Source organism: Nocardioides sp., assembly GCF_036405735.1.
Classification (GTDB): domain Bacteria; phylum Actinomycetota; class Actinomycetes; order Propionibacteriales; family Nocardioidaceae; genus Nocardioides.
Genome location: NZ_DASWXC010000059.1, coordinates 1 through 13,047 on the forward strand (window position 1 = coordinate 1; position 13,047 = coordinate 13,047).

The window sequence follows — 13,047 nt, forward strand, 5'->3', positions numbered from 1 at the left end:
TGCCGTTGACGGTGGCCCGGACGCGCTGGATGTTGGGGTCGAAGCGACGCTTCGTGATCTTGCGCGACCACGGCCGGTTGTTGCCGAAGCCGGGCTTCTTGGCGCAGATGTCGCAGACGGCAGCCACCGTGAACTCCTGAAGTGAATCGTTAGCTAGGTCGATGTGTCGCCGGCGAACACGAGAGTCCGGCACGAGCAACCGCACGAGCGTATCCGATCGCCACCCGGGGGAGGAAATCGCGGCCGTCCGGAGGTGCCCACTAGCCTGTGGGCAGCCTCGATCATACGGGCGGAGACATCGAAGAGCGGACGCGGAGCAGACAGGGGGAGCGCATGCAGGCAGGGCCGTACGCCGGACCCGACGTCGCGCTCGTCGCTCGTTTCGCCGATCTCGCCACCGACGCCCTCGCGCTGGCGCGTGAGGAGGTCGACGCCCTCAACGTCTATCCCGTGCCTGACGGCGACACGGGCACCAACATGTACCTCACCGTGTCCGCCGCCCGCGACGCGCTGGTGGAGCATCTCGGCCACGGCCCCCGGGAGGCGTTGGCGCAGTTCGGCCGCGGCGCCCTGCTCGGCGCCCGCGGCAACTCGGGGGTCATCCTCAGCGAGATGCTCGGCGCGATCGCCCGCCGGCTGCTGGCGACGGTCGGCGACGAGCGGCACGCGGTGGTGGTCGCGGAGGCGCTGCAGCAGGCCAGCGACGCGGCGTACGCCGCCGTGGGGACGCCGGTCGAGGGCACCATGCTCACCGTGGCCCGTGCCGCCGCCGCGGCCGCCCGCGACCGCGCCGCGGAGCCCGATGCCCGCACCGGCGATGTGTTCTGTGCGGCCGCGGCGGCCGCGCGCGAGGCACTGGTCCGTACGCCGGAGCAGCTGCCGCTGCTCGCCGAGGCGGGCGTCGTGGACGCCGGCGGTCGCGGCATCACCGTCATCCTCGACGCCGCGGAGACGGCGCTGACCGGTCGCCGGCCGGTCCCGACACCGACCACCATCGCGACGGCCCGGCACATCCCGGTCCCGCGGCCGGGCCACGACCTGTCGGCCGAGGGACCCGCCTACGAGGTGATGTTCCTGCTGGATGCTCCGGACGCGGCCGTGCCCACGCTGCGCGCCACCCTCGCCGGGCTGGGGGACTCGTTGGTCGTGGTCGGCGGTGAGGGCCTGTGGCACGTCCACGTCCACGTCGACGACGTGGGGGCCGCCATCGAGGCCGGCATCGCGGCCGGCCGGCCGCACCGGGTGCGGGTCACCCACTTCGCCCAGCAGCCCGTCACCGAGCAGCCGCCGACCGCGCGCACGGGCCGCCGCGTCGTCGCCGTGGCCGCCGGCGCCGGCCTGCACGGACTGTTCGCGGACGCCGGCGCGCTGGTCGTCGACGGCGGTCCGGGACGGCGACCCTCCACGGGTGAGCTGCTGGCCGCGATCGAGGAGTGCCGCGCCGCCGAGGTCGTGGTGCTGCCCAACGACGGCGACACGGTGCGCGTGGCCGAGGTCGCCGCCCGCACCGCGGAGGCCGACCACGGGACCAAGGTCGCGGTCATCCCGACCCGGGCGCAGGTGCAGGGACTGGCCGCGATGGCCGTCCACGAGCCGGGGCGCGCCTTCGACCGCGACGTGCTGGAGATGACCGCCACGGCGCGGCACACCCGCCACGGCGCGGTGACGGTCGCCGCACGGCGGGCGATGACGATGGCCGGCCAGTGCGAGGAGGGCGACGTGCTCGGCGTGGTCGAGGGTGACTTCGCCGTCATCGGCGCCGACCTGACCTCGGTCGCGACCGAGGTCCTCACCCGGCTGCTCGCCGCCGGGGGCGAGCTCGTCACGCTGGTGTCCGGGGCGGAGGACGGCGACGGCCGGCTCGCCGCGGCGTGCGCCGCCTGGGTCGAGCAGCACCACCCGGTTGTCGACGTCGTCGTGTACGACGGAGGGCAGCAGCGCTACCCGCTGCTGGTCTCGGTCGAGTAGGAGGCGAGACGATGGCGATCACGCTCGACTCGCCGGTCGAGGCGGTGCTGGGCGGCCACAAGAAGGCCGACAAGATGATCAAGGGCCTGCACCTGCGCACCGTCGGCGACCTGCTCCACCACTTCCCGCGGCGCTACCTGAAGACCGGCGAGCTCTCGGAGGTCTCCGACCTGCGGGAGGGCGACCTGCTCACGGTCGTGGGGGAGGTCGTCGACAGCGAGGTGCGCAGCTACACCGACCGTCGCACCGGCCGCCCGGCGTACCGCGTCGAGGTGCGGCTGCGCACGCAGGGGCCCTACCTGCGCATGACGTTCTTCGCCAAGCACAAGCACACCGCCGAGTGGAACGCCAAGCGGCTCGCGACCGGCACGACCGGCGTCTTCCTCGGCAAGGCGGGGTCCTTCCGCGGCGAGTGGCAGCTCACCAACCCGCAGCTGGTGCTGTTCGGCGACCCGAAGGACAGCGCGGAGGACGCGTTGATGTCGGTCGAGGAGCTGACCGAGCTCTTCCCGCTCTACCCCCTCACCGCCGGCGTGGAGTCCTGGGACGTCCAACGTGCGGTGCGGTTCGCCCGCAGCGTCGTGACGGGCATCTGGGACCCCGTTCCGGAGCCGCTCCGGGAGCAGTACGACGTCCTGGACCTGCGCACCGCCTTCGACTGGATCCACGCGCCGGAGTCCTACGACCAGGTCAAGCGTGCCCAGCGCCGGTTCCGGTTCGAGGAGGCGCTGCTGCTGCAGTTGGTCCTGCTGCGCCGCCGGCGCGCGGTCCAGGGCCTCGGCGCCCAGGCTCGCACGGGCGGGAGCAGCGACCTGCTCGGGGCGTTCGACGCGCGGCTGCCGTTCGCGCTCACCCCCGGCCAGCAGGCGGTCGGCGCCGACATCGAGCACGACCTGGCCCAGCCGCACCCGATGAACCGGCTGCTCCAGGGCGAGGTCGGCTCGGGCAAGACGCTGGTCGCGCTGCGCGCCATGCTGCGGGTCGTCGACTCCGGTGGCCAGGCCGCCCTGCTCGCCCCGACCGAGGTGCTGGCCCAGCAGCACTACCGCTCGATCACCGCGATGCTGGGCGACCTGGCGTTGGCCGGCCAGTTCGGGGCGGCCGACGAGGCCACCCGCGTCGAGCTGCTGACCGGCTCCATGACCAAGACCCAGCGCACCGAGCCGCTGAGCCGGATCGCCACCGGCGAGGCCGGTATCGTCGTCGGCACCCACGCCCTGCTGCAGGACAAGGTGCAGTTCCTCGACCTCGGCCTGGTCGTGGTCGACGAGCAGCACCGCTTCGGCGTGGAGCAGCGCGCCGCGCTGACCGGCACCAAGGGCAGGGCCGGAACGCCGCCGCACGTCCTGGTCATGACGGCCACGCCCATCCCGCGGACCGTGGCGATGACCGTCTTCGGCGACCTGGAGGTGTCGACCCTCAGCGAGCTGCCCGCCGGCCGCGCGCCGATCCAGACCAACCTGGTGCCGCTCGCCGAGCAGCCGCACTGGGAGGCGCGCGTCTGGGAGCGGATCCGCGAGGAGGTCGGCCGCGGCCGCCAGGCCTACGTCGTCGCGCCGCGCATCAGCGGCGACGAGTCCGAGCAGGGGGAGCAGGACGCGGTCGACGTCGACGCGGAGGGCGACCCGGTCGGCGCGGTGGCCACGCCGGGCTCGCTGAGCGCCGTGGTGGAGGTCGTCGAGCAGCTCGCGAACGGCCCGCTCAAGGGGCTGCGGGTCGCCGCGCTGCACGGCCGGATGGCCGCCGACGAGAAGGACCGCACCATGCGCGCGTTCGCCGCGGGCGAGGTGGACGTGCTCGTCTCCACGACCGTGATCGAGGTCGGCGTCGACGTCGCCAACGCCTCCGTGATGGCGGTCCTCGATGCCGACCGGTTCGGCGTCTCCCAGCTGCACCAGCTCCGTGGCCGTGTCGGCCGGGGTGGACTGCCGGGCCTGTGCCTGCTGCTGAGCCACGCCGAGGCCGGGAGCCCGGCCCGGCAGCGCCTGGAGGCGGTCGCGGCCACGAACGACGGCTTCGCGCTCTCGCAGGTCGACCTCGAGCAGCGACGTGAGGGCGACGTGCTGGGGGCCTCCCAGTCCGGGTTCCGGTCCAGTCTGCAGAATCTGCGGGTGCTGCGCGACGAGAAGACCATCGTCGAGGCCCGCGCGGCGGCGGCCGCGCTGCTCGACGAGGATGCCGACCTGACGAGCGCGCCGCTGCTGGCGCGCGCCGTCGCGGAGATCGAGCGGTCGACCGAGGCCGACTACCTGGAGATGTCGTGACCCGCATCATCGGCGGCTCCGCCGGAGGACGGCGGCTCGCGACACCGCGCGGCGCGCAGACCCGGCCGACCAGCGACCGGGTCCGGGAGGCGCTGTTCTCGGCGGTGGAGTCCTGGTGCGGCTCGCTGCAGGGGCTGCGGTTCCTGGACCTCTACGCCGGCTCGGGCGCGGTCGGGCTGGAGGCGTGGAGCCGCGGCGCCGGGGTCGTGACGATGGTGGAGTCCGACCGGCGTACGGCGGCGCTCATCGCGTCCAACGCCCGCGAGCTCGGGTTCAGCAGGGCCAACATCGTCCGCGCGTCGGTCGGCGCCACGCTGGGAGCCGCGCCGGCTGCGCCGTACGACGTCGTGTTCGCCGACCCGCCGTACCCGCTCGCCGAGGAGGCCGTGGCCGCCGACCTGGTCGCCCTGGCCGGGAACGGCTGGCTGGTTCCCGGCGCCCTGGTGGTGGTCGAACGCTCCTCGCGCAGCCCCGAGCCGGCGTGGCCGCACGGATTCGAGGCGGTGCGCAGCCGCAAGTACGGCGAGACCACGCTCTGGTACGCCACTGCGCCGCCGACCGACGCCTCGGCGCACGGACCCGGCTCGCCGGGGCACTAGGGTCTGCACCATGCGCCGTGCCGTCTGCCCCGGTTCGTTCGACCCCGTCACCAACGGGCATCTCGACATCATCGGCCGCGCGGCCGGGCTCTTCGACGAGGTCGTCGTCGCGACCGGGGTCAACGTCTCCAAGAGCCGGCTGTTCGACCCCGAGGAGCGCTTGGAGATGCTCCGTGAGGCCGTGGCGCCCTGGTCCAACGTGACCGTCGCCGGCTTCAGCGGCCTGATCGTCGACTTCTGCCGCGACATCGGCGCCGGCGCCATCGTCAAGGGCCTGCGGGGCGCCACCGACTACGAGTACGAGCTGCCGATGGCCCAGATGAACCGTCACCTCACGGGGGTGGAGACGGTCTTCCTGCCCGGAGCGGTGGGCAACGCGTTCGTCTCCTCGAGCCTCATCAAGGAGGTCGCGACGCTGGGCGGCGACGTCTCCGCCCTCGTGCCGGCGCCCGTCGCGGCCCGGCTGGCCGAGAAGCTCGCCGACCGCGCCTGAGTCGTTCGCGCCTAGGGGCGGCGCGCCACGGCGACCAGCCCGGTGCCGCGCGTGGTGGTGGTGCGCTGCAGCAGCCGCCACGGCGTGGTGGCGGCCGCGATCAGGGTGCCGGTACGCCGGGTCTGCGGCTGGAAGGTCCGGCCGCTGGCGTGCGTCAGGTCGGCCATCGACGCGTCCCCGACCCGGGCGAGCTTCTTGGCGTCGATGCGGTTGCGGACCGCCTCCAGCGCGTAGCCCAGCGGCCAGCCGTAGACGGTGATCTCCACGTCGGTGAGCCCGGCCTCGGTGAGCCGGTCACGCAGCTCGGTGGGGGAGTAGCGCCGGAAGTGCCCGGCGTGGGTGTCCATCGGGCCGAACCGCTCCTGGAACGCCGGCACGGAGAGCAGCAGGTGCCCGCCGGGCCGCACGAGGCGCACCCAGTCGGCCAGCGCGCCGCGGTCGTCCTCGATGTGCTCGAGCACCTCGAACGCGCAGACCAGGTCGAACTCGCTGCCCTCGGGCACGACCGCGTGGGTGCCGTGCAGCACCCGCCCGCCGCGCGGCTCGATGCGGCTGGCGGCGACCGCGTGGGAGTGGTCGTCGGGCTCGACGCCGAGGTAGGAGGCCCGCTCCGCCAGCCGGGCGCCGAACGCGCCCTGTCCGCAGCCGATCTCCAGCGCGGTCCTCGGCGCGAGCCGGTCCAGCAGCCGCCGTACGACGTCGTAGCGGAGCCAGGCGCGGATCGCGAGAGGCGGCAGCGGAGCGGTCGTGGTCATCGAGTGGTCTCCTGGGAGGCGGACAGGCGGTCGAGGATCGGGGTGACCACGGCGGCGGCGGTGAACCGTGCCACCGCCCGGTCGTGTGCCGCGCGACGCAGAGCATCGGTCCGGGCCGGGTCGGCCGCCAGGCTACGCAACGCACCGGCGAGGGCGGCAGCGTCGCCGGGCGGCACCAGCAGCGCGGCGCCCTCCAGCGCCGCGCGCTGTGGCGGGGTGTCGGAGGTGAGGACCACACAGCCGGCCGCCGCCCCCTGGTAGGCCTTCGTGGGGACGACGGCGAGCGCCTTCGCGGTGGTGCCGACGATCCCGAGACTGACGTCGTGCCCGGCGACCAGGCCGGGCAGCTGGGGTCCGGGCACCCAGTCGAGCCACGTCACCCGAGGGTTCCCGGCGGCCAGGCGCCGGGCGGCGGCGTGCTCCTGTCCCGTGCCCACCATCGTGAACTCGATGCCGTCGTCGCCGGCCAGCGCGGCGATGGCCTCGGCGATCACCGGGGTGCCGTGCAGCGGCGTGAAGACTCCGACGAACACCACCCGCAACGGGCGGGATGCGGGCCGGGTGAGCGCTCGCTGTCCGACGGCGAACCAGGCGTCGGTCGCCCCGACCGGGCAGACCACGGCCCGGTCGCGCAGCTCCTGGGGCAGCGCTGCCCGGTGCTCGACGGTGTCGACGACCACGACGTCCGCCGCGGCGACCGCGGCCCGGTCCAGCCGGCCGAGCAGCCGCGTCTTGAGGCCGCCGGAGCCGGCCAGCCCGCGGTCGCGTGCGGTGCCGGCGGCGGAGACCAGATGGTCGAGCACGAGCGGTACGCCGCGGAACAGCAGCCGCGCCAGGTGCACGTCGAAGTGGCCGAGATAGCCGACCAGTACGGCGTCCGGCCGCCCCCGTCGTACGGCGGCCCGGGACCGCACCGCGAGCGTGACCCAGCAGCGCAGCAGCCGCAGCGCGAGCAACGGCAGCCGCCACGGCTGGCGGAGCATGGCGACTCGCTGGGCGGTGTCCAGCCCGAGCGGGGCGTTGACTTCGACGACCTCGTGACCGTGCGCGCGCAGACCCTCGATGAGGACGGCGACGCGGGGATGGGCCTGCACGTCGTAGGTCCCGAACGCCAGCAGCCGCACCCGGTCAGGCTAGTCGACATCCGCGGTCGTCCGGTGGGTCGGCAGGAGGAGCCGGCTTGATAGCGTCGCACGGTGCCGAACCCGGAGCCGCTCGCCGACGACTCCACGAGCCGTCCCGCTCGCAGCGGACGCGGGCGCCGGTGGCTCACCCGCCTGGTCCTGCTCGCCGTCCTGGCGGTCGCCGTCCACACCGTGGTGCGCCACCGCCATGAGCTGGCGGACGGGCTGCGCACGCTCGACGCCTGGGCGCTGGCGGCCTCGCTCGTCCCGGCCGTCGCCGCGGGCTTCGCCGGGTTGCTGACCTGGCGCGTGCTGATGGCGGAGCTCGGCGCCCCGCTGCCGTTGCGGGCGGCCGCCCGGATCTTCTTCCTCAGCCAGCTGGGCAAGTACCTGCCGGGTCCGATCTGGTCGGTGCTCGGGCAGATGGAGCTCGGACGGGCCTATCGCGTGCCGCGCCGGGTGTCGGTGACCGTGGGCGTGCTGGTCCTGGCGGTCTCCGTGACCGGCGGTGTGTCGCTCGCCGTGCTGCTGCTGCCGTTCGCGGGGCCGGACGCGCTGCACCGCTACTGGTGGGCGGCGCTGCTGTTGCCGGCCTGCTACGCCGCCCTGCACCCGCCGGTGCTGGGTCGGGTGCTGGCCTTCGGCCTGCGGCTGGCGCGCCGCGAGCCCCTGGCCGCACTGCCCTCCTGGCCGGGCCTGCGGCGCGCGCTGGTCCTGCAGGTCGTGGTGTGGCTGCTGCTGGGCCTTCAGGTGTGGTTCCTGCTGGTGGGCCTCGACGCTCCGCCGGGTCGCGCGCTCGCGGCCGCGATCGGTGGGTATGCCCTGGCCTACAGCCTCGGCATGCTCGCGGTCGTGGTGCCGGCGGGCGCCGGCGTCCGCGAGGCGGTGCTCGTCGTGTGCCTGGCGGGCGTGGTCTCCGTGCCAGAGGCGCTGCTGGTCGCCCTCATCACCCGGACCGTCGCGACGGTGTGCGACATCGGGCTGGCGCTGACCCAGCTGCGACAGGCCCCGGTGCCGAGCGCCGACTAGCGGCGCTCGATGCCCCGGTCGGCGCCCCGGTCAGGCACCGGCTCGGTGCCCGCGGTGCCGAACCTGGCCCGCTTGGTGTGCTCCAGGTTGTCCTCGATGAGGATGCGGTTGGTCCGGATCAGGTCGGCCACCACGCCGAGCATCAGGCTCATGAACGCGATGATCAGCAGCAGCGAACCCAGCAGCAGCGACTGCAGGTGGCCGCCCTCGCGGTCGCCGAGCCACAGCACGCCGTAGCGCACGAACGGGATCAGGCCCAGCACGCCGAAGAAGGTCGTCAGCCAGGCGAACAGGACGTACGGCTTGTACATCATGAACGAGCGGATGATCGCCGCCGCGGACTTCAAGATGTGCTCCGGCATCGACCTGAACAGTCGGGACTCGCGGGTCTTGGCGTTCGTCAGGACCGGGATGCTGGCGATCTTCAGCTGCTTGTTGCCCGCCTGGATGATCGTCTCCATGCAGTAGCTGAACCGGGTGATCGTGTTCAGCATGAGCAGGCTCTCCCGCGAGTAGGCACGGAAGCCGCTCGCCGCGTCCGGGAGCGTGGTGCCGGCGGCGCGGTTCACCACGGCGCTGCCGACCTTCTGCAGCTGCTTCTTCAGCGGCGAGAAGTGCTCGACCAGATGGACCTGGCGGTCGGCGATGACGATGTCGGCCTCGCGACGCAGGATCGGCTGGACCAGGTCCGCGATCCGCTCCTGGGGGTACTGGTTGTCACCGTCGGTGTTGACGAGGATGTCGGCGCCCAGTTCCAGCGCCCGCGCGACGCCGTCGTGGAAGGACCGGCCGAGCCCCTGGTTGCGGACGTGGTGCACGAACTGCGTCACGCCGTGCTCCCGGGCGACCTCGACGGTGCGGTCGGTGCAGCCGTCGTCGACGACGAGGATGACGATCTCGTCGACCCCGGGGATCTCCCGCGGGATGGTGGCGAGGACGGCGGGGAGGGTCTCCTCCTCGTTCAGGCAGGGGATCTGGACGACGAGGCGCACCCCACCGAGTCTACGTGTCGGGTCTACGTGTCGGGTCTACGTGTCGGCGGTCGTACGCCGGCGCCGGCCGCGCACCCGTCGGCGGATCCAGGGCGCCAGGAACAGCACCGCGGTCACCAGCAGGGCGGCGACCGAGACGACCGCACCGGTGCGGAGGCCGGGGGCGTGGTAGCGAAGCTCGACCTCATGCGTCCCGACGGTCACCGCCACGCCCCCGAACGCGTGGTCGGCCGTCTCGATGCGCGCCGGCTCTCCGTCGACGGTGGCGTGCCAGCCGGCGCGCCGCAGGGCGTCGGCCACGACGAGGTAGCCGGTGCCCGACGCCGTCACCTTGGCCCGGATCCTGCCCGGCTCGTCGGTGAGCACCTCGACGGTGCCCGTGGCGCCGTCCGCGGCCGGGGCATCGGATGAGTCGAGAAGCACGGTGTCGCTGGGCAGGCCGGCGGCCAGATCCGCCACCTGCTCGTCGACCGGGACGACCCGACTGGTGCCGGCCCAGCGGATCCGGGGCAGCGCGGTGGGCCGCTCGTAGACCAGCGCACCGGTCGCCGCATGGGCCAGCCGCAACCCGCCCGGCTCGGGTCGCACCGCGCGGCACAGCGGCGAGCCGCCAGCGGCGTCGAGGACGAGGGGCGCGCGCAGGCCGGTGGCCCACACCTCGACGGCGACCGGATCCGGAGGCAGCGCGTCACCGACGACGGCCACCCGGGTGGGACCGACGGCGTCGCGGCCCAGCGGCCGGCTCGTCTCGGCCGGCCCGGCGGGCGTCATGACGCGCACGTGCAGCCGCCCTCCGCCGGGGACCACGTCGGGTCGCTGCGGCAGGCCCACGGCGATCCCGGCCAGGGGGCCTCCGGGCACCACGCAGGACAGCGGCGTGCCCTCGGTGAGCGTCACGGTGCCGTCCGGTCGCCCGCGGTCGGGCGTTCCGGCCACGGCGATCGACGGGGTGACCCAGTAGCGCACGGCCAGCCGGTCGAGGACGGGATCGGAGGCGACGCGGTCGACGTCGACCGCCGCCGAGAACCGGGTGAAGGTCGGCGTCAGGAACACGTCCGGGTCGACGGCGCGCAGCAGGTCGCCCCAGCGCTCCTCGACGAACTGGTGACCGACCGGTGTGCGCAGGCCGTAGTAGTCCGCGGTCGCGGGATAGGTGGTCCAGTCACCGGCGGCGTACCGCTGCCCGTCGAGGTGCTGCTGCAGGTAGAGATGGGTCGCCGTGGCGGGGTAGAAGTTGGCGCGCTGGCTCAGCGGGAGCCCGGCGCGTGCGAACGCGGTGGTCTGCCCGACGACCAGCACCCCGACGAGCAGGAGTGCGAGGGCGCGCAGCCAGCCGCGGGCCAGCACGGCGACGACCACGCAGACGACGGCGCCGGCCCCGAGCGCCAACGGCACGCGCAGGGCGGCGTCGTAGCGGGTGACGATGTCGTGGGCCGCCGCGTCCTCGCGACCCTCGTGCACGGTCCAGGCGAGGAACCCGCCGCTCGCGACCGCGACCCCGAGCGTCACCAGCATCGTGACGGCGCGCGGCCGGCCCGGCCGCGCCGAGGCCAGCCGGTCCAGGCCGATGCCGGCCAGGGCGGCGCCGAGGAACCCCACCACGGAGGTGGCGCGCCAGATCAGGTTCGAGGAGTAGAACGGCAGCTCGCCCAGCGCGCGGACCAGCGGTGAGTCCACGAAGACGGCAACCACCGTGCCGGCGAAGAGCGACCCCAGCAGCACCGCAGGACCACGGGGGCCGCTCTCGCCGTCGCGACCGCGTCGCAACAGCACGGCGCAGACGGCGAGCAGGAGCGCGGCGCCGCCGATGAACGCCGTTCGCTCGATCGGGATCAGCGGCCCGACCCAGTCACCGCCGCGGCACAGGCCGTGCACGGAGGGCGCGATCGTGGTGACGAAGGCGCCGGTGGGCAGCGGGACGCCCCCGAACGGCCGGTGCGACAGGCCCAGGGTGTCCAGGTCGCGGGCGAATGGCAGCAGCTGCAGGGCCGGGAGGGCGGCGCCCAGCCCGACGCCGCCGGCGGCACACCCGCCCGCGGTGAGCAGCACCCGCCACGAGGTGCCCCCAGCACGCCGCGCCTCCTGGACGCCGCGGACCATCACGTAGACCGCCCCGGCGCTCAGCGCGAAGAGGGTCACCGCCGGGAAGCCGCCCAGCAGCATCGACGCCACGACCAGGCCCAGCCAGGCGACGTCACGGGGGCCGCGTCCCGCGGCGACCCTCTCGATCGCCCAGAACAGCGCGGGGATCAGCGCCGCCACCCGGGTCTGCGGCCAGTTGGTCCACATGACCATGAACCCGGAGCCGGCGAACACCACGCCGGCGAGGAGAGCCGCCGGCCGGCGTACGCCGTGGCGACCGAGGAAGGCGACCATCCCGGCCACGGCCACCGCGAACTCGGTCAGCTTCACGAACGCCGGTGCCAGCCACAGCGGTAGCAGCAGGTAGGGCCACGACAGCGGGCTCAGCAGCGCGTAGTCGGGCTTGGCGGCGAACGGCGTGCCGCCCGCCTCGTAGGGCGACCAGGTGGGGAAGGTTCCCTCGCGCAGCGAGGTCGCGGCGAACTGCATGGCCGGGAGCACCGAGTCCAGGGTGTCGCCGCGACAGAACAGCGCCGATGTGCCCGCCGCGGACCCGTCGACCCGCCACGGCAGCAGCGTGCGCAGGTAGTCCACGTCGGCGAGCACGCCTCGTCCGAGCAGTGCCGGGCCGATGGTCAGCGCCACGAAGCCGAGCACTCCGAGCCAGGCGAGGGCCTCCGCTAGCCGGTCGAGCCGCACGCGCCTGGTCACCCGTGGGATCCTAGGGGTGCGTCGTGACCGGACGGCCCGGCTGGTGAGCGTTTTGGCTCCGCCCCGGGCAGCCGGTTACGATTCTCGTCGATCTGTTGTGCCCGGAACCGGAAGTGATCCCCTGACCAGCCTGGACCCGAGAGCGCCGCTCGTGCTCGACACCCGCGAGCTCGGCCGCCGCCCGGGGTCCCAGCGTGAGGTGACACTGTCGGTGCCGGCCCCGGCAGATCTGGGCATCGAAGTCCTCAGTGTCCCCGAGGGTGCGCCGGTCCAGCTGGACCTGCGCCTCGAGGCGGTCATGGAGGGCGTTCTTGTCACGGGGACGGCCACGGCCGACCTCGAGGGTGAGTGCGTGCGGTGCCTGGAGCCGATCTCCGACGAGATCGAGGTTCGGTTCCAGGAGCTGTACATGTACGACGACATCCGTGACGCCAGGGACGTCTCCGAGGACGACGAGGTCAGCATGCTGCGGGACGACCTGGTCGACCTGGAGCCCCTGCTGCGGGACGCGGTGGTGCTTGCGCTGCCGTTCCAGCCGCTGTGCCAGGACGACTGTCCGGGACTGTGCACCGAGTGCGGGGCACGCCTGGCCGACGATCCCGACCACAGTCACGAGGCTGCGATCGACCCGCGCTGGGCCGGGCTGGCCGAGCTGCAGCAGGACCAGCAGGACCCTGGCCGGGAGCCCGGTCAGGACTAGGCGACCGCCGGTCGCCCCGACGAGTTTCGGCCGGACATCCGATCCGGCTGTTTGATTGAGGAGAGAGAAGTGGCTGTTCCGAAGCGGAAGATGTCGCGCAGCAACACGCGTCACCGTCGGTCTGCCTGGAAGGCCGTCGCGCCGACCCTGGTCACCTGCGCCAACCCCGCCTGCGGTGCCAAGCACCTCCCGCACCGTGCGTGCGGTGAGTGCGGTCAGTACGGCGCCAAGGCCGACCGCCGCCAGGTCCTCTGATCGCCTGATCGGCACGGTCCACTGACCAACTACGCCGAGCTGCGAGCAGCGCTCGGGGATCCGATACTGGACCCC

Annotated in this window: 12 protein-coding genes; 7 read left to right on the forward strand and 5 right to left on the reverse strand. The window is 73.8% G+C overall.

The genetic code is table 11. The features are described 5' to 3' along the window. The coding region (rpmB, locus tag VGE38_RS09610) for a 50S ribosomal protein L28 (protein ID WP_331142346.1) at positions 1-127 on the reverse strand (127 nt) is incomplete at its 3' end. 206 nt (positions 128-333) lie between these two features. Here rpmB and fakA point away from each other — a divergent pair. The 4 genes from fakA to coaD are packed head-to-tail and all read left to right on the forward strand — an operon-like array spanning position 334 to position 5,324. Continuing rightward, positions 334-1,968: a fatty acid kinase ATP-binding subunit FakA gene (fakA, locus tag VGE38_RS09615; RefSeq protein ID WP_331142320.1), complete on the forward strand. Its 1,635-nt coding sequence runs from the start codon at positions 334-336 to the stop codon at positions 1,966-1,968. Positions 1,969-1,979: 11 nt separating this feature from the next. After that, the gene (locus VGE38_RS09620) at positions 1,980-4,232 is read left to right on the forward strand and encodes an ATP-dependent DNA helicase RecG (protein ID WP_331142321.1); all 2,253 of its coding nucleotides are present in this window, start codon (positions 1,980-1,982) and stop codon (positions 4,230-4,232) included. Further along, positions 4,229-4,831 (forward strand): 16S rRNA (guanine(966)-N(2))-methyltransferase RsmD, encoded by a 603-nt coding sequence (gene rsmD, locus VGE38_RS09625; protein WP_331142322.1) that lies wholly within the window; start codon positions 4,229-4,231, stop codon positions 4,829-4,831. Before VGE38_RS09620 ends, rsmD begins: the two co-directional genes overlap by 4 nt. Before the next feature lie 10 nt (positions 4,832-4,841). Further along, a complete protein-coding gene (gene coaD, locus VGE38_RS09630) occupies positions 4,842-5,324 on the forward strand; it encodes a pantetheine-phosphate adenylyltransferase (protein WP_331142323.1) in 483 nt (160 codons plus the stop codon). 11 nt (positions 5,325-5,335) lie between these two features. On the opposite strand, the gene VGE38_RS09635 is transcribed toward coaD, so the two are convergent. Together VGE38_RS09635 and VGE38_RS09640 are read right to left on the reverse strand one after the other, a co-directional pair. Continuing rightward, positions 5,336-6,079, reverse strand: coding sequence for a class I SAM-dependent methyltransferase (locus tag VGE38_RS09635; protein WP_331142324.1), 744 nt, complete (start codon positions 6,077-6,079; stop codon positions 5,336-5,338). Beyond that, the gene (locus tag VGE38_RS09640; protein WP_331142325.1) at positions 6,076-7,203 is read right to left on the reverse strand and encodes a glycosyltransferase; all 1,128 of its coding nucleotides are present in this window, start codon (positions 7,201-7,203) and stop codon (positions 6,076-6,078) included. Before VGE38_RS09640 ends, VGE38_RS09635 begins: the two co-directional genes overlap by 4 nt. Positions 7,204-7,275: 72 nt before the next feature. Between VGE38_RS09640 and VGE38_RS09645 the strand changes: the two genes are divergently transcribed. Then, the gene (locus VGE38_RS09645; protein ID WP_331142326.1) at positions 7,276-8,232 is read left to right on the forward strand and encodes a lysylphosphatidylglycerol synthase domain-containing protein; all 957 of its coding nucleotides are present in this window, start codon (positions 7,276-7,278) and stop codon (positions 8,230-8,232) included. On the opposite strand, the gene VGE38_RS09650 is transcribed toward VGE38_RS09645, so the two are convergent. Then, positions 8,229-9,224, reverse strand: coding sequence for a glycosyltransferase family 2 protein (locus VGE38_RS09650; protein ID WP_331142327.1), 996 nt, complete (start codon positions 9,222-9,224; stop codon positions 8,229-8,231). The genes VGE38_RS09645 and VGE38_RS09650 overlap by 4 nt on opposite strands. 36 nt (positions 9,225-9,260) lie before the next feature. After that, on the reverse strand, positions 9,261-12,017 hold the full coding sequence (locus tag VGE38_RS09655) for a YfhO family protein (RefSeq protein ID WP_331142328.1): 2,757 nt from the start codon (positions 12,015-12,017) through the stop codon (positions 9,261-9,263). A gap of 151 nt (positions 12,018-12,168) precedes the next feature. Here VGE38_RS09655 and VGE38_RS09660 point away from each other — a divergent pair, with 151 nt between their 5' ends. Further along, positions 12,169-12,717, forward strand: a complete 549-nt coding sequence (locus VGE38_RS09660) for a YceD family protein (RefSeq protein ID WP_331142329.1) — start codon at positions 12,169-12,171, stop codon at positions 12,715-12,717. 69 nt (positions 12,718-12,786) lie between these two features. Next, entirely contained in the window at positions 12,787-12,972 is a 186-nt protein-coding gene (rpmF, locus tag VGE38_RS09665) for a 50S ribosomal protein L32 (RefSeq protein WP_331142330.1), read from the forward strand. Positions 12,973-13,047 lie beyond the last annotated feature (75 nt).